Origin of the sequence: Janthinobacterium sp. PSPC3-1, assembly GCF_049896105.1 — a bacterium.
In the GTDB taxonomy this organism is placed as follows: Bacteria; Pseudomonadota; Gammaproteobacteria; order Burkholderiales; family Burkholderiaceae_D; genus Janthinobacterium.
Window position 1 is genome coordinate 70,430 of the sequence record NZ_JAFCTQ010000001.1, and the last position, 15,804, is coordinate 86,233.

The window sequence follows — 15,804 nt, forward strand, 5'->3', positions numbered from 1 at the left end:
CGGTGGTGATGCCAGACGCCATGGTAGCAGCGGCCATGGCCGCCCGGCGCAAATCAGCCGCCGATATACGACATTTCCACTTTCTTTTTGCCTGGCTCAAGTGCCTGCCCCGGCAGACTGGTCTGGCTGGTGCGCAATTGCGAATAGCGGTCGCCGCGGCCGCGCCACAGCTGCGCCACGGCGCTGGAGATTTCCTCGTCGCTGCGGCCATCGCGCAGCAGGGCGCGCAGGTCGTGGCCGCCGCTGGCAAACAGACAGGTATAGAGCTTGCCTTCGGTCGACAGGCGGGCCCGGCTGCAGTCCGAGCAGAACGCCTGCGTGACGCTGGAGATCAGGCCGATCTCGCCGCCGCCGTCCAGGTAGCGCCAGCGCGAGGCCGTCTCGCCCGTATAGTTCGGGTCGACCGGCGCCAGGGGCATATGCTGGCCGATGCGGCGCGCCACCTCGGCCGACGGAATCACCTCTTTCAGGTCCCAGCCGTTCGAGGCGCCCACGTCCATGTATTCGATAAAGCGCAGGATGTACGGCGTGCCTTTGAAGTGGCGCGCCATCGGCACGATTTCCTGGTCGTTCATGCCGGCCTTGACCACCATATTGACCTTGATCGGCCCCAGGCCCACCTGGTGCGCCACATCGATGCCATGCAGCACGTCGGCCACCGCGAAATCGACATCGTTCATGCGCTTGAAGGTGGCGTCGTCGAGCGAGTCGAGCGACACCGTGACCCGGTTCAGGCCCGCATCCTTCAGCGATTGCGCCTTCTTGGCCAGCAGCGAGCCATTGGTGGTCAGGGTCAGGTCCAGCGCCCGGCCCGAGGGCGTGCGCAGTGCGGCCAGCATGCCGACCAGCCGTTCGATGTTCTTGCGCAACAGCGGTTCGCCACCCGTCAGGCGGATCTTTTCCACGCCGTGGGCCACGAACAGGCGCGCGAGGCGCGTGATTTCCTCGAACGACAACAAGGCCGTGTGCGGCAGGTAGACATGGTTCTTGTCGAACACATCTTTTGGCATGCAATACACGCAACGGAAATTGCAGCGGTCGGTAATCGAGATGCGCAGGTCGTGCAGGGGCCGGCCCAGGCGGTCGGCCACGCTGCCGGTGGGCTGCTCCAGCCGCTGCGGTACGGCCACGGCGCCATTGCGCGCTTCGGCCAGGTAGATAATCTTGTCAAGCATGAATGTATTGCAACTGCCTAAAGTCGTTCAAGGCAGATACGATAGCACGAGGCCGAAGATGGCACAGGCGAGCAGCAATTTGATGGTGCCAATCTGATATCGGATCAGCGCCACACTGGCCGCCACCGCGATGCCAATGGCCAGCCAGTCCCAGTGCGGCAGCGCTTGCTCCAGCCTGAACACATGGTGGCCGAAGAATAGCGCCAGGCTGGCAATGACGCCCACCACGGCCGCCGAGACGGCGTTCAACGGGGCGTCGAGGTGCAGATTGCCGCGCGTCGCTTCCACCAGCGGCGCGCCGGCCAGGATAAAAATGAACGAGGGTAAAAAGGTGAACCAGGCCGTGACCAGCGCGCCGCACACGCCCGCCAGCCAAAGTTGATCACCGAACACGGCCTGGCCCCAGGCGCCGACGAAGCCGATAAAGGCGACGATCATGATCAGGGGGCCGGGCGTGGTTTCGCCGAGCGCCAGGCCGTCCATCATCTGCGCGCTGCCGAGCCAGTGGTAATGCTCGACGGCGCCCTGGTGCAGATACGGCAGCACGGCGTAGGCGCCGCCGAACGTCAGCAGGGCGGCCTTGCTGAAAAACACGGCCATCTGCGCCAGCGGCTGTTCGCGCCCGCCCAGCCAGGCCAGCAGCAGCCAGCCCAGCACCACCAGAGATACCCCCAATAGTGACGTCAGCAACAGGCGAGCCCAGACCAGGCGCGCGTGCGACGGCGTCGGGGTGTCGTCATCGATCAGCGCAGGTCCATGGCGGTTGGCGCCGCCCTGGCTGGGGTTGCTGTTATGGAATTGTGCTGGCAACAGATAGCCGCCGGCAGCACCGAGCACGGCCGCGCACAGCACGATCAATGGAAACGGCAGCTGGAAGACGGCCAGCGCCAGCAGGGCCAGCAAGGCGACCAGCCGCAGGCCGGGTGTGCGCAAGGTGCGCCGGCCCAGGCGCCAGGCGGCCGCCAGCACCAGCGCGACGACGGCCGGCTTGACGCCGTACAGCACGCCGGCGATCGCGCCGACATGGCCATACGCCATATAGATCCACGACAAGATGATCATCAGTAGCAGCGACGGCAGCAAGAACAGCAGGCCGGCGATGATGCCGCCACGCGTGCGGTGCAGCAGCCAGCCGATATAGATGGCCAGCTGGGTCGCTTCGGGCCCCGGCAACAGCATGCAATAGTTGAGCGCATGCAGGAAGCGCTGCTCGGAAATCCAGCGCCGTTTTTCCACCAGTTCGGCATGCATCATGGCGATCTGCCCGGCCGGGCCGCCAAAGCTGATGCAGCCCAGCTTGAGCCAGTACCAGAAGGCGCTGCGCAGGCTGACCGGGGCGGGGGAGGTATCGATGTGCATGGCGGGCGAAAGTGGGGACGTAAAAAAAGGGGAAGCCTGAGCTTCCCCTTTCATCGTGTGCGGCTGGGCGGACCCGGCGCGCTTATGGACGCTGCGTGTTGACCTGGATCAACGGCTCATCCGACTGCGGCGGCAATGGCTTGCGTTCGCGCGGCTTGCGTACCGGTGCGACCGCCTTGGCGGCCGCTTCCTGCGCCAGGCGCAGTTTTTCCGGGTCGGTGGCGGCCAGGGTCAGGCCGGCCGAACCGAGCACGGCGTTCAGGTCCAGCGGGGCCGCGACGGCGGCTGGCGCGGTGTCAACCGGCGCCGGTGCTGGAACTGGGGCAGGAGCGGCCACTTCCGCGACTTCCGCTACCGGCTCGACGACAGGCGCAGCCACCGGTGCCGGTGCTTCCGCAACCGGCTCGGCCACTGGTTCCGGTTCCGGTTCCGCTACGGGAGCAGGCTCGGCAGCTACCTCGGCAGCCACTTCCACGGCGGCCGGTGCTTCGACCGGCGCTGGCGCCGCTGCTTCCACCGCTTTTTCGGCAAAGCTGTACTCGGCCGCTGGCACCGGTTCCGCTTCGGCTGGCACAGCTTGCGTTGCAGCAACGACGGCTTCCACCGGCGCTTCCGGCACGATCACTTCGGCTGGCGCCGGCGCTGGTTCCGCAGCGGCAGGCGCTTCTTCAACCGCAGCTTCCGGCGCAGTATCGGCAACCGCCACCACTTCCGTCACTGCCACTACCTTGGCGACTTCGACCACTTCCACCACCACGGCATCGGCCTGCGGCACTGGCGTGGCGCTTACTTCGACCAGAGCGGCGGTGGTGACGATGGCCAGTGCGGGCGCCGCGTCATCGGCCGGGGCCACGGTAAAGCTGACGGCAGGGGCTTCCTGGCCATCGTTCTCGCCGTTTGCCGATTCGATCAGCTCGCCCGTTTCGCGGTCGCGGCGGTTGCGGTTGCGGCCACCACGACGGCGGCGGCGGCGTGGTTCTTCGCCTTCGCCTTCGACATCCGTTTCCTCGCCTTCAGGGCCGGCATTCGCCGCTACCTTGTCCAGGCTGGTGGGCGCTGGCGCGTCGGTGGCAGGGCCGTTGGCCGGCACGATCACAGTGACCGGCGTGGCGATCACGCCCACGGCGGCCAGCTCATCGGCCTTGAACTCGGCCTTGGTCTCTGGCTTGAACTCGGCTTTCACTTCGGTAGCGACCGGCTTGTCGGCGCGTGGTTCGCGCGCTTCACGCGGCTGGCGTGGCGGACGTTCGGCACGGTCGGGACGCTCGGCGCGTTCAGGACGTTCGCCCCGTTCCGCGCGTTCGCGTGGTGCCGGCGCCGTCAGGTCGCCTTCACGCGGTTCGCGTGGCGGACGCGGCGGACGTGGTGGACGCACGGCTTTTTCCAGTGCTTCGGCTTCTTTTGCCGCATCGTCCTGGGCCGGACGGCCCTGGCCCGGTTCGCGCTCTTCGCGGCCCGGCTTGCCGTTGCGGCCACGGCCACGCGGGCCACGGCTGTTGCGGTCGCCACGGTCGGGCGTGCCGGCCGGTTTTACCGGTGCGACAGGCGCGGGGGCCGCCACGACAGGGGCTTGCGGGCCATTGAAGAAGCTGATGACCTTGGCCCAGAAACCTTGCGGCGCAGGCGGCGTGACGACCGGGGCCGGCTTGACTTCCACCGGCTTGCGCTCGACCATCGGTGCCGGCTGGTCAGGGGTAATCGTCTTGACGACGGCTTCCTGGCGCGGCTTGGCTTCTTCCTTCTGGCGCTTGCTGTAGGCCATGTCGGTTTCGGCGCTTTCGGCCAGGTTGTAGCTGGCCTGGCTGTCTTCCAGACGCGGATCGTCGTGCTTGATGCGCTCGAGCTTGTAGTGCGGCGTTTCCAGATGCTTGTTCGGGATCAGGATCACGGCGATGCGGTGGCGGTTTTCAATCTTCAGCACTTCGCCGCGCTTTTCGTTCAGCAGGAAAGCGCCGACGTCCACAGGTACCTGCACGTGGATGGTGGCCGAGTTTTCCTTCATCGCCTCTTCCTGGATGATGCGCAGCACCTGCAGGGCGGACGATTCGGTATCGCGGATATGGCCGGTACCCGAGCAGCGCGGGCAGGTCACGTGCGAACCTTCGGACAGCGAAGGACGCAGGCGCTGGCGCGACAGTTCCATCAGGCCGAAGCGGGAAATCTTGCCCATCTGAACACGGGCGCGGTCATGGTGCAACGCGTCCTTGAGGCGCTGTTCCACTTCGCGCTGGTTCTTCGCCACTTCCATGTCGATGAAGTCGATCACGATCAGGCCGCCCAGGTCGCGCAGGCGCAGCTGGCGGGCCACTTCTTCGGCCGCTTCGCAGTTGGTGTTGAAGGCGGTCGTTTCGATGTCCGAGCCGCGCGTGGCGCGGGCCGAGTTGACGTCGACCGAGACCAGCGCTTCGGTGTGGTCGATCACGATGGCGCCGCCCGATGGCAGCGGCACCGTGCGGCTGTAGGCCGTTTCGATCTGGTGTTCGATCTGGAAGCGCGAGAACAGCGGCACGTCGTCGCTGTAGCGTTTGACACGGTGCACCATGTCGGGCATCACGTGGCTCATGAACTGGTGGGCCTGGTCGTAGATCTCGTCGGTATCGATCAGGATCTCGCCAATGTCCGGCTGGAAGTAGTCGCGGATCGCGCGGATCACCAGCGACGATTCCTGGTAGATCAGGAAGGCGCCGTTGGCCGATTTGCCGGCGCCTTCGATGGCGCGCCACAGTTGCATCAGGTAATTCAAGTCCCACTGCAGTTCATCGACGTTGCGGCCGATGCCGGCGGTGCGGGCAATCACGGACATGCCGGCTGGCAGATCCAGTTTATCCATGGTTTCGCGCAATTCCTGGCGCTCTTCGCCTTCCACGCGGCGCGATACGCCACCACCGCGCGGGTTGTTCGGCATCAGCACCAGGTAGCGGCCGGCCAGCGAGACGAACGAGGTCAGGGCGGCGCCCTTGTTGCCGCGCTCTTCCTTTTCGACCTGGACCATGATTTCCTGGCCTTCGCGCAGCGCTTCCTTGACGGAGGCGTTACGCACGTCGACGCCTTCGCGGAAGTACGTACGTGCAACTTCCTTGAAGGGCAGGAAGCCGTGGCGGTCTTCGCCATAGCTGACGAAGCACGCTTCGAGCGAAGGCTCGATGCGCGTGATCACGCCCTTGTAGATATTGGATTTGCGCTGTTCGCGCCCGGCTGTCTCGATATCGATGTCGATCAGTTTTTGTCCGTCGACAATCGCTACGCGCAGTTCTTCTTGCTGCGTGGCATTAAACAACATGCGTTTCATTTTTATAACTCCGCGACCCGTAGGCCATCTCAAAGCCGCTTCCTGGGAAGCGGCGAAAGTACAGGGATATACGCGAGAACGGGAGTGTTGGCGGGGGGGAATGCCCAAGCGTGCGGAGCAACAACGTAGATACGTTACGGCCGCAACAGGCGCGGTGATGTCGATCGACATGCCGAGTGACATGACACCTGTACTCATCTGATGCAGCCCGAAATCGCGGGAGCAGAGAATGCAGGCGGTCAGCAAATTCAGAGCCAAAGCGTAAGCCGGCTCACCTACTGGAATCGCGATGGCGAGGCTTGGCCTCAGCCTATTCATCGACAACCCTCAATAGTGTGGCTTCATACGGGGTTTGGCGAAAACGGCAAGCGTTATCAACTTCATCAACCCGCGAGCCCGACTCGATAAGTCGCGCTAACGGGTACTTATCCTTTTAATCCAGATCACTCTCTTCAGCATCCCCGCGCTTATCCGATTACAACTACGGTGCAACCTTGATGGGCGCGAGGGTGGTGCGTATACGTTTTTTTCCACCGAATTTGCAATTTGGCGAGGCCGGTGGAGACGCCCCTGTGTAAAATGTGCTTTTATTCTTACACCAGCAGCAGCCAGGGCCGCAGCAAAAACAATTATATATTCAAAATGAAGGACTTAGAGAGATTTCTGGGAAGACATAGTAAATGAAGAGTCAAAATGATGTTGTTCCCCCTTCAACACCCCCGGTTCAGCCGCAAGCCCAATTCGTTACCATCGCCGAAGAAGAAGCTGGCCAGCGTATTGATAACTACTTGTTAAGAGTATGCAAGGGCGTGCCTAAAAGCCACATCTACCGCATCTTGCGTTCGGGAGAAGTGCGGGTCAACAAAGGCCGTATCGACCAGCTGTACCGGCTGGCCGAAGGCGACGTGGTACGGATTCCACCGGTGCGCGTGGCCGAAAAAGCGCCGACCGGCGCACCGGCCGCCGAGTTCAAGATCATCTTCGAAGATGCGCAGCTGCTGGTGATCGACAAGCCGGCCGGCGTGGCCGTGCATGGCGGCTCGGGCGTGTCGTTCGGCGTGATCGAGCAATTGCGCGCCTCGCGCCCGGACGCCAAGTTCCTGGAACTGGTGCACCGCCTGGATCGCGATACCTCGGGCTTGCTGTTGCTGGCGAAAAAGCGTTCCGCGCTGACCAACCTGCACGAGCAGATGCGCGACGGCGTCACCGACAAGCGCTACCTGGTGCTGGTGGCGGGCGACTGGAAGAATGCGCGCCAGCATATCAAGCTGCCGCTGCACAAATATACGACGGCCGAAGGCGAGCGCCGGGTGGCGGTGCAGGCCGATGGCCTGGCGTCGCACACGGTGTTTTCGTTGTTGCATAAATATAACAACTTCGCCTTGCTGGAAGCCGAACTGAAAACCGGCCGCACCCACCAGATCCGCGTTCATCTGTCTTCGTCGGGCTTTCCCATCGCCGGCGACGACAAATACGGCGATTTCGCCCTCAACCGCGCGCTGTTGAAAGCCGACAGCACGCGCGGCGCCCTGAAGCGCATGTTCCTGCACGCGCATCAGATTACCTTCGTGCATCCGGAAACCGGCAAGACGATGACCCTCAACGCACCGTTGGCCGCCGAGTGCGAGCGTTTCTTGGTAAGCTTGGGCAAACCGCTCGCCGTTGCCACGCGTTAAGGATATCCGGCACGTTCGGTACCGTGGGACTACTCACAAGGTAGTTAGCGGTCAACTTTTACCACTCAAGGAGCCGGCGGCTGGAACGTCGGGAAACATGGCAAGAAAGCAATTTGATCTGATCGTCTTCGATTGGGACGGTACCCTGATGGACAGCACCTCGACCATCGTCCGCTGCATCCAGGCGGCGGCCAAGGACTTGCACTTGCCGGTGCCGACCGATCTGCTGGCCTCGCACGTGATCGGGCTGGGCTTGCAGGAAGCGATGCAAGTGGTGATGCCTGACGTCGAGGCCAAATACCATGCGCGCATGGTCGAACGCTACCGTTATCATTATCTGTCGCGCGACCATGAGCTGGTGCTGTTCGACGGGGTACAGGAAATGCTGCTCGACCTGTCGCAAAACGGCTATTTCCTGGCCGTTGCCACCGGCAAGAGCCGTGTCGGCCTGAACCGTGCACTGAACGCCGTCAAGCTGCTGTCGCTGTTCGACGCCACGCGCTGCGCCGACGAAACCTTTTCCAAGCCTCATCCGGCCATGCTGCAGGAACTGACGCGCGAACTGGGCCAGGACATGCGCCGCACCGTGATGATCGGCGATACCAGCCACGACTTGCTGATGGCCAGCAACGCGGGCGCGGCCGGCATCGCGGTCGAATACGGCGCCCATCCCGTATCGCAGTTGCAGGAATGCAAATCTGTCTATTCGGCCGCGAATGTGGCGCAGCTGCATCAATGGCTGAGCGAGCACGCGTGATGGCGGAGGTACAAGATATCCTGATCTGCGCCGCCGATGCCGTCGCCGAAGGCGGCAAGGGCGTGCGCTTTCCCGTGCTGGCCGGCGGCGAGGCGACCACCGGTTTTGTCGTGCGCTACGACGGCAAGCCGTATGGCTATCTGAACCGCTGCGCCCATGTGCCGATCGAACTGGACTGGGCCGAAGGCGAGTTTTTCGAATCGAGCGGCCTGTATCTGATGTGTTCCACGCATGGCGCCATCTATGTGCCGGACAGCGGCTACTGTGCGGGCGGCCCGTGCAAGGGTGGCCGTTTGCGCCCGATCGCGGTCAGTGAGCGCGACGGGCAATTGTATTGGCAGCCTGATGAATATGTGATGCCGCGCGCGGCTTAGGCGCACGGCTATTTGATAAAGTGAATCATGAGCGATAACATCAACGACAAACCGGCGCATACCCCCGCCGGCGCCGGCAACAGTCAATGGGAACGCACGGTGCTGGAAAAGCTCGTGTTCGCCACCGTGCAGGAGCAGCGCGCGCACCGGCGCTGGAGCATCTTCTTCAAGATCTTCAGCCTGCTGATCGTGCTGTTCGCGCTGTGGGTATTTTATGATTACAACAATATGGGCGACACGGAAACCCTGGGCCGGCATACGGCGCTGATCGATATCAGCGGCGAGATCGAGTCCGAAGGCGCCGGCTCGGCCGCGGTCGTGATCCCGGCGCTGGACAAGGCGTTTTCGGACAGCGGCTCGGTGGCGGTGGTGCTGCACATTAACAGCCCAGGTGGCAGTCCTGTCCAGGCCGGCATGATCGTCGATGAAATCCTGCGCTTGCGCAAAGGCTATCCCGACAAGCCGCTGTATGTGGTGGTCGACGAAATGTGCGCCTCGGGCGGCTATTACATCGCCTCCGCCGCCGACCGCATCTATGTCAACAAGGCCAGCGTGGTCGGTTCGATCGGCGTGCTGATGGATGGCTTCGGCTTTACGGGCACGATGGAAAAAGTCGGCGTCGAACGCCGTTTGCTGACGGCCGGCGAGAACAAGGGCTTCATGGACCCGTTCAGCCCGCTCAGCGACAAGCACAAGGCGCATGCGCAGGCCATGCTCAATGAAATCCACCAGCAATTCATCGCCGTGGTGCGCGCCGGGCGCGGCAAGCGCCTGAAAGAAACACCGGAAACCTTTTCCGGCCTGTTCTGGACCGGCGCGCGCGCCGTCGAGATGGGCCTGGCCGACGATTTCGGCACCGTCGACAGCGTGGCACGCGATATCGTCAAGGCCGAAGACATCGTCGATTACACCCAGCATGAAGGCCTGCCGGAGCGGGTGCTGAAGAAATTTGGCGCCGCCATGGGTGCTGGCGCCATCAAGGCGGCCGTGCAGCAAGCCCAGCCGTCGCTGCGTTAAGCGTCATCGGAAGAAGAATAGTTTTCAATACCCGGGCATTTGACCTTGAAAATCTTGCTGTATGGGCTATATTGAAACCGTAGTTCTTCTCAAGGGAGGGTGATATACATCAACTATGTAGTCAGTGCGAACTTGATCTGTATGTCCTGGAACTACTTGCCGCATCGACGATGCGGTTTTGAGTGAATTTATATTCCTCACTAAAGTCCCGGTGGGACTTGGGAGCGGCGGCGCAATGCCGCCGTTTCCTTTTGTGCGATCGTTATCACCGAGCCTGATGCCGGCATGCGAGGCTGGGGCATGGCGCGGCCAGCCATCAGATGGTCAGGCGGTACAGTTGGATTGACGGCAAGCGGCTGGCAGTATTTGCCCATCGGCCTTGCCATTCCCTGCTTCGCGCGGGGCGTCGGCCGGCCCGGCCGGGGTGGCCACTTCGGCTTCCGCACAGGCTTGGGCAAAACCGCCGCCGGCCAGCCAGCACAGGAAATGGCATTGCGCAGCAGCATGCCATTCGGTCTGGCTGGCCGCCATCGCCGGTCCCGGTCCCGGTTCCTCGTCCGCTTCAGATGCCTGGCCGTGCTCCGGCTTGCTGCCCGCGTCGCCGCCGCGCCAGCGTGCCACGCTCAATTGCACTTGATGCATGGCGCCCTGTTCGATGGCGATACGGGTGCGCATCTGCTCGATGCTGCCCTGCAGGGTAATGGTGTTGACGTGTTTCATGACGCTGTCCTTCTCAGCTGGCTTGCCTTTATTCCTAAAGTTCATTAGGCGGATTCCTAATGAGGTTTCAGTCTAGCAATACGTTTTTCTTGCTACTTGACATATCTCAAAGGAAACAACCGCTGGATCGAAAAACAGTCCTTGTACTTTGCCATATCTGTGCGCGAGCCTCGTCTTCACGCCATGGTGCGCATCTGTTAAAGTCACGCCCATGAGTAAATTATCCCTAGACCGCATCCTGCAATCGCAGGGTTTTGGCACCCGCAAGTATTGCCGTTCCCTTGTCGATGACGGCGAGGTCGTCATCGATGGCGTGACCCAGACCAATTACCGCACCACCGTCGAGACCGACGGCCTGGTGCTGCACGTGTTCGAGGAAGAATGGGTATATCGCCAGCACCTGTACCTGGCCTTGTACAAGCCGGCCAACTTCGAGTGCTCGCGCAAACCCAGCCATCATCCGGGCGTATTGACCCTGCTGCCCGAGCAGTTCACCTGGCGCGAAGTGCAGCCGGTCGGCCGGCTCGACCACGATACGACCGGCATGCTGCTGATGTCCGACGATGGCCCGTTTATCCATGCACAATCGTCGCCGAAGCGCCATGTGCCGAAGATCTACCAGGCCACCACGCAAGAACCCGTGACCGATGAACTGGTGGCGCTGCTGCTGGCCGGGGTGCAGCTGCACGACGAACCGGCGCCGCTGGCGGCCCTGGTCTGCGTCAAGCGCAGCGAGCACCAGCTGGAAATCGTGCTGGAGCAGGGCAAATACCACCAGGTCAAGCGCATGCTGGCCGCCGCCGGCAACCACTGCACGGCGCTGCACCGGTCCGCCATCGGCAGCCTGACCCTGGAATCGCTGGGCATCGAAGAAGGCGAATGGTGCTACCTGACGCCGGAACAGATCGCCTTGCTGGCCTGACCGCCCTTGATGCCCATCAAAGCCGGGTGTTCCCGGCTTTTTGGCGTGTTTTCCCCGTATTTGACAAAGTTTCCCGTACATGAAATTAGCCACACTGAAGGACGGCACCCGCGATGGCCAGCTGGCTGTCGTCTCGCGCGACCTGAAAACGGCGCACCTGGCCGATGGCATCGCCTCCACCTTGCAAAAAGCGCTCGACGACTGGACTTTTATCGCGCCCCAGCTGGACCTGCTGTACCAGACCATCAACAGCGGGCGCGGCCACCGCGCTTTCGACTTCGACCCGGCCAACTGCATGGCGCCCTTGCCACGCAGCAGCCAGCGGGTGGCGGGCGCGGCCTATCTGCAGCAGATCGAGCGCGCCTGCAAGGCGGCCGGCCAGGACATCCCTGCTGACCTGCGCGATGCGCCACGCCTGTACCAGGGCGCCAGCGACGCCTTCCTGGGCGCCCAGGACGAGATCGTGCTCGCGTACGAGCAATGGGGCATCGACTACGAAGCGGGGATTGCCGTCATTACCGATGACGTGGCCATGGGGGCGACGGCCGACCAGGCGCACATGCACATCAAGCTGCTGATGCTGGTCAACGATATCAGTCTGCGCAACCTGGCGCAGGCGGAACAGGCCGCTGGCCACGGCTTGGTGCAGTCGAAACCCGCCATGGCTTGTTCGCCGGTGGCGATCACCCCGGACGAACTGGGCGACGCCTGGCGCGGCGGCAAAGTGCATCTGCCCGTGCGCTGCAGCCTGAACGGCAAATTGAGCGGCCAGCCACAGGCCGGCGCCGACATGGCCTTCAATTACCCGCAATTGCTGGCGCACCTGTGCCAGACGCGCCAGGCCCGCGCTGGCAGCGTGGTGAGTGCCGGCGCCATCGCCAACAAGGAAGTCAAGAAGGGATTTTCCAGTATCGTTGAGCGGCGAAACCAGGAGATGAATGCCGATGGCGTCATCAGCACGCCATACATGCTGTTTGGCGATACGGTAAAAATCGAGATCCTGGGCGAGGATGGGAAATCGATCTTCGGCGCCATCGAACAAGCGGTAAAACAGGCGGAAAGCAGGCGCTCACGCTGATCGAGCCGAAATACAGGGCATTTATCCCCCTGTTCCCGGCATGGTAATCCCTGCTGAACGGCAATAATGTTGCTTGTTCAGTCCATCATGCGCCCGTTGGGGCCGCAGGACTTCACCGGAGTTGATTGATGTCGGAAGACAGCGACGCAGAAAAGACCGAAGCCGCGTCACCGAAGCGCCTCGAGCAGGCGCGTGAGGAAGGCGACGTTCCGCGATCGCGTGAAGTGGCGACGTTCACGGTGCTGATGGCGTCGGGCTGCTGCCTGTGGTTTGCCGGCGACGCCATCGTGCGCCGGCTGACGGCCGTGATGGTGTCCGGCCTGACGCTGGACCGGGAACAGATACTCAATCCCAACATGATGATTTTGCGCGTCGCCAGCGACGTCACCTCGGTGTTGCTGACCTGCCTGCCGTATGCGGTGGCCATCATGGTGGTGGCGCTGGCGTCGCCGTTGCTGGTCGGCGGCTGGCTGTTCAGCTCGAAAGCGTTTACGCCCAATTTCGGCAAGCTCAATCCGATACGCGGGCTGGGCAACATGGTGTCGAAGAACGCCCTGGTCGAACTGCTCAAAGCGCTGGCCAAGACCCTGGTGGTCGGTTTTGTCGCCTGGCTGGTGATGCAGCATCACAAGGATGCCGTGCTGGGCCTGTCGGTCGAATCGTTGCGCGCCGGTTCGGGCCACATGATCAGCATGTTGATCAGCGCCTTTCTGTTTATCGTCGGCGCGCTGGGCCTGATCGCCGCCATCGACGGTCCGTACCAGATGTGGCACTACGCCAACAAAATGAAAATGACCTTGCAGGAAGTCAAGCAGGAAGCCAAGGAGTCGGACGGCAACCCGCAGATCAAGCAGAAGATCCGCCAGATGCAGCACGAGATGTCGCGCCGGCGCATGATGGCCGACGTGCCGACCGCCGACGTGGTGGTGACCAATCCGACCCATTATGCGGTGGCGCTGAAATACGGCGAGAATTCGCGCGGCGCGCCGCAGGTGGTGGCCAAGGGCGCCGACGAGGTGGCCGCAAAAATCCGCGAACTGGCGGGCGAGCACAAGGTCGCCATCCTGGAAGCGCCGGCGCTGGCGCGCGCGCTGTTCAAGCATACCGAGATCGGCGACGAGATTCCCGAAGCCCTGTACGGCGCCGTGGCCGAAGTGCTGGCCTATGTGTTCCAGCTGCGCAGCCATGGCAACGGTCACGGCCAGCGCCCCGACAAGCCGAAGAAACTCGACGTGCCGCCGGAACTGGACCCGCACCATCCCGCCTCGCAGATCAAACCCGCGCCCGGCGCAGACAAGAACAATAAAGGAAGTACACCATGAACGGCTTGAGAATGCCCGCCTGGCTGAGTGGCATGAGCAGCAATGCCAGCAAGGGCCTGGCCGCGCCGATCATCATCATCATGCTGCTGGCGATGATGGTGCTGCCGCTGCCGGCGTTTATCCTCGATATCTTTTTCAGCTTCAATATCGCGCTGTCGATCATCGTGCTGCTGACCGCGCTGTACACGGTCAAGCCGCTCGACTTCATGGCCTTCCCGACCATCCTGCTGGTGTCGACCATGCTGCGCCTGTCGCTGAACGTGGCCTCGACCCGGGTAGTGCTGACCGAAGGCCATACGGGGGCGGACGCGGCCGGTAAAGTGATCGAGGCCTTCGGCCACTTCCTGATCGGCGGCAACTACACGGTCGGTATCGTGGTGTTTATCATCTTGACGATCATTAACTTTACCGTCGTCACCAAGGGCGCCGGCCGTATCGCCGAAGTGGGCGCCCGCTTTGCGCTCGACGCCATGCCCGGCAAACAGATGGCGATCGACGCCGACCTGAACGCCGGCCTGATCGTCGAAGATGAAGCGCGCCGCCGCCGCACGGAAGTGGCGCAGGAAGCGGAATTCTACGGCGCCATGGACGGCGCCAGCAAATACGTGCGCGGCGACGCGATCGCCGGCATCATGGTCACCGTGATCAATATCATCGGCGGCTTGCTGGTCGGCCTGATCCAGCATGACATGGGCTTTGCCGATGCCTTGAAGAACTACACCTTGCTGGCCATCGGTGACGGCCTGGTGGCGCAGATTCCTTCGCTGATCATTTCCACGGCGGCCGGTATCGTCGTGTCGCGCGTGGCCAGCGACCAGGATATCGGCACCCAGCTGGTGGGCCAGCTGTTTGCCAAGCCGCAAGTACTGTATATCACCGCCGGCATTATCGGCGGCATGGGCCTGATTCCCGGCATGCCGAACATGGTGTTTCTGCTGCTGGCCGGCGCCCTCGGTGGCTCGGCCTACCTGATCACCAAAACGGCGGCGAAGAAGAAAGCCGATGCCGAGACGCCGGCCGAGGCGCCGCCGGCGACCGTGGCGCCCGAGCAGGAAGAGGCGAGCTGGCAAGACATCATGCCGGTCGATACCCTCGGCCTGGAAGTGGGCTACCGCCTGATTCCGCTGGTCGACAAGTCGCAGGGCGGCGAGCTGCTGAAGCGTATCAAGGGCATCCGCAAGAAATTCGCCCAGGAAGTGGGCTTCCTGGCGCCGCCGGTGCATATCCGCGACAACCTGGAACTGAAACCGTCGGCCTACCGGATTACCCTCAAGGGGGTGGAAGTGGGCGTGGGCGAATCGTTCAATGGCCAGTTCCTGGCGATCAATCCCGGCATGGCCAGCGGCAGCCTGCCCGGCGTGTCGACCACCGACCCGGCTTTTGGCCTGCCGGCCACCTGGATCGATGCGGCCCTGCGCGACCAGGCGCAGTCTATGGGCTACACGGTGGTCGATGCGGGCACCGTGGTGGCCACCCATTTGAATCACCTGATCACCTCGCATGCCTCGGAATTGCTGGGCCGCGCGGAAGTGCAATCGCTGCTCGACCACCTGGGCAAGGACGCGCCGCGCCTGGTGGAAGACCTGGTGCCGAAGATGCTGTCGCTGTCGACCCTGCAAAAAGTGCTGCAGAACCTGTTGATGGAAGGCGTGCATATCCGCGACATGCGCACGATTATCGAAACCCTGGCCGAGCACACCGTGCACACGCAGGACCCGACCGACCTGACCGCCCTGGTGCGCGTGTCGCTGGGCCGCGCCATCGTGCAGCAGCTGTTCCCCGGCGCCGCCGAATTGTCGGTGATGACCCTGGACAACCGCCTGGAACGCCTGCTGATGCAGGCCATGGGCGCCGGCGGCGACGGTGCCGGCATCGAGCCTGGCCTGGCCGACACCATCGCCCACCAGGCGGGGCTGGCCGCGCAACAGCAGGAAGCCATGGGCCTGACGCCGGTGCTGCTGGTGCCGGCGCCGCTGCGCGCGCTGCTGTCGCGTTTCCTGCGCCGCGCCTTGCCGCAACTGAAGGTGCTGTCGCATGCGGAAGTGCCGGAAACCAAGACAATTCGGGTGACGAGCCTGGTTGGTGCGCAGTAAAACGGTGGCAAAGATTCCAATT

12 protein-coding genes are annotated in these 15,804 nt (G+C 62.9%); 8 read left to right on the top strand and 4 right to left on the bottom strand.

What is annotated here, in order from left to right; translation table 11 throughout:
• Positions 1-53: 53 nt before the first annotated feature.
• From moaA to ACP7B7_RS00345, 3 genes are all read right to left on the bottom strand, one after another.
• Complete coding sequence (gene moaA, locus ACP7B7_RS00335) at positions 54-1,175, bottom strand: GTP 3',8-cyclase MoaA (protein ID WP_426075386.1); 1,122 nt, start codon at positions 1,173-1,175, stop codon at positions 54-56.
• Positions 1,176-1,202: 27 nt separating this feature from the next.
• A complete protein-coding gene (gene chrA / locus ACP7B7_RS00340) occupies positions 1,203-2,534 on the bottom strand; it encodes a chromate efflux transporter (protein WP_426075387.1) in 1,332 nt (443 codons plus the stop codon).
• A gap of 82 nt (positions 2,535-2,616) precedes the next feature.
• Entirely contained in the window at positions 2,617-5,823 is a 3,207-nt protein-coding gene (locus ACP7B7_RS00345; RefSeq protein ID WP_426075388.1) for an Rne/Rng family ribonuclease, read from the bottom strand.
• A gap of 680 nt (positions 5,824-6,503) precedes the next feature.
• Between ACP7B7_RS00345 and ACP7B7_RS00350 the strand changes: the two genes are divergently transcribed.
• From ACP7B7_RS00350 to ACP7B7_RS00365, 4 genes are all read left to right on the top strand, one after another.
• On the top strand, positions 6,504-7,499 hold the full coding sequence (locus ACP7B7_RS00350) for an RluA family pseudouridine synthase (RefSeq protein WP_426075389.1): 996 nt from the start codon (positions 6,504-6,506) through the stop codon (positions 7,497-7,499).
• A 97-nt stretch (positions 7,500-7,596) separates the two neighbouring features.
• Positions 7,597-8,256, top strand: a complete 660-nt coding sequence (locus ACP7B7_RS00355) for an HAD-IA family hydrolase (RefSeq protein ID WP_426075390.1) — start codon at positions 7,597-7,599, stop codon at positions 8,254-8,256.
• Positions 8,256-8,630: a Rieske (2Fe-2S) protein gene (locus ACP7B7_RS00360; protein ID WP_426075391.1), complete on the top strand. Its 375-nt coding sequence runs from the start codon at positions 8,256-8,258 to the stop codon at positions 8,628-8,630. Before ACP7B7_RS00355 ends, ACP7B7_RS00360 begins: the two co-directional genes overlap by 1 nt.
• Before the next feature lie 27 nt (positions 8,631-8,657).
• Positions 8,658-9,647, top strand: coding sequence for a S49 family peptidase (locus ACP7B7_RS00365; protein ID WP_426075392.1), 990 nt, complete (start codon positions 8,658-8,660; stop codon positions 9,645-9,647).
• 324 nt (positions 9,648-9,971) lie between these two features.
• Here ACP7B7_RS00365 and ACP7B7_RS00370 read toward each other — a convergent pair whose 3' ends face one another.
• Positions 9,972-10,367: a hypothetical protein gene (locus ACP7B7_RS00370; RefSeq protein WP_426075393.1), complete on the bottom strand. Its 396-nt coding sequence runs from the start codon at positions 10,365-10,367 to the stop codon at positions 9,972-9,974.
• A 211-nt stretch (positions 10,368-10,578) separates the two neighbouring features.
• On the opposite strand from ACP7B7_RS00370, the gene ACP7B7_RS00375 reads away from it, so the two are divergent.
• From ACP7B7_RS00375 to flhA, 4 genes are all read left to right on the top strand, one after another.
• Positions 10,579-11,289 (top strand): pseudouridine synthase, encoded by a 711-nt coding sequence (locus tag ACP7B7_RS00375; RefSeq protein ID WP_426075394.1) that lies wholly within the window; start codon positions 10,579-10,581, stop codon positions 11,287-11,289.
• Between the two features lie 79 nt (positions 11,290-11,368).
• Positions 11,369-12,367: a fumarylacetoacetate hydrolase family protein gene (locus tag ACP7B7_RS00380; protein WP_426075395.1), complete on the top strand. Its 999-nt coding sequence runs from the start codon at positions 11,369-11,371 to the stop codon at positions 12,365-12,367.
• 128 nt (positions 12,368-12,495) lie between these two features.
• Positions 12,496-13,689: a flagellar biosynthesis protein FlhB gene (flhB, locus tag ACP7B7_RS00385; RefSeq protein WP_426075396.1), complete on the top strand. Its 1,194-nt coding sequence runs from the start codon at positions 12,496-12,498 to the stop codon at positions 13,687-13,689.
• On the top strand, positions 13,686-15,782 hold the full coding sequence (gene flhA / locus ACP7B7_RS00390) for a flagellar biosynthesis protein FlhA (RefSeq protein WP_426075397.1): 2,097 nt from the start codon (positions 13,686-13,688) through the stop codon (positions 15,780-15,782). Before flhB ends, flhA begins: the two co-directional genes overlap by 4 nt.
• Positions 15,783-15,804: the final 22 nt, after the last annotated feature.

Bases quoted from the DNA above. Each gene is read 5' to 3' on its own strand.
- ACP7B7_RS00350 (WP_426075389.1), top strand. From the start codon at position 6,504: ATGAAGAGTCAAAATGATGTTGTTCCCCCTTCAACACCCCCGGTTCAG.
- moaA (WP_426075386.1), bottom strand. From the start codon at position 1,175: ATGCTTGACAAGATTATCTACCTGGCCGAAGCGCGCAATGGCGCCGTG.
- chrA (WP_426075387.1), bottom strand. From the start codon at position 2,534: ATGCACATCGATACCTCCCCCGCCCCGGTCAGCCTGCGCAGCGCCTTC.
- ACP7B7_RS00355 (WP_426075390.1), top strand. From the start codon at position 7,597: ATGGCAAGAAAGCAATTTGATCTGATCGTCTTCGATTGGGACGGTACC.
- ACP7B7_RS00375 (WP_426075394.1), top strand. From the start codon at position 10,579: ATGAGTAAATTATCCCTAGACCGCATCCTGCAATCGCAGGGTTTTGGC.
- ACP7B7_RS00360 (WP_426075391.1), top strand. From the start codon at position 8,256: ATGGCGGAGGTACAAGATATCCTGATCTGCGCCGCCGATGCCGTCGCC.
- flhB (WP_426075396.1), top strand. From the start codon at position 12,496: ATGTCGGAAGACAGCGACGCAGAAAAGACCGAAGCCGCGTCACCGAAG.
- ACP7B7_RS00380 (WP_426075395.1), top strand. From the start codon at position 11,369: ATGAAATTAGCCACACTGAAGGACGGCACCCGCGATGGCCAGCTGGCT.
- ACP7B7_RS00365 (WP_426075392.1), top strand. From the start codon at position 8,658: ATGAGCGATAACATCAACGACAAACCGGCGCATACCCCCGCCGGCGCC.
- ACP7B7_RS00370 (WP_426075393.1), bottom strand. From the start codon at position 10,367: ATGAAACACGTCAACACCATTACCCTGCAGGGCAGCATCGAGCAGATG.
- flhA (WP_426075397.1), top strand. From the start codon at position 13,686: ATGAACGGCTTGAGAATGCCCGCCTGGCTGAGTGGCATGAGCAGCAAT.
- ACP7B7_RS00345 (WP_426075388.1), bottom strand. From the start codon at position 5,823: ATGAAACGCATGTTGTTTAATGCCACGCAGCAAGAAGAACTGCGCGTA.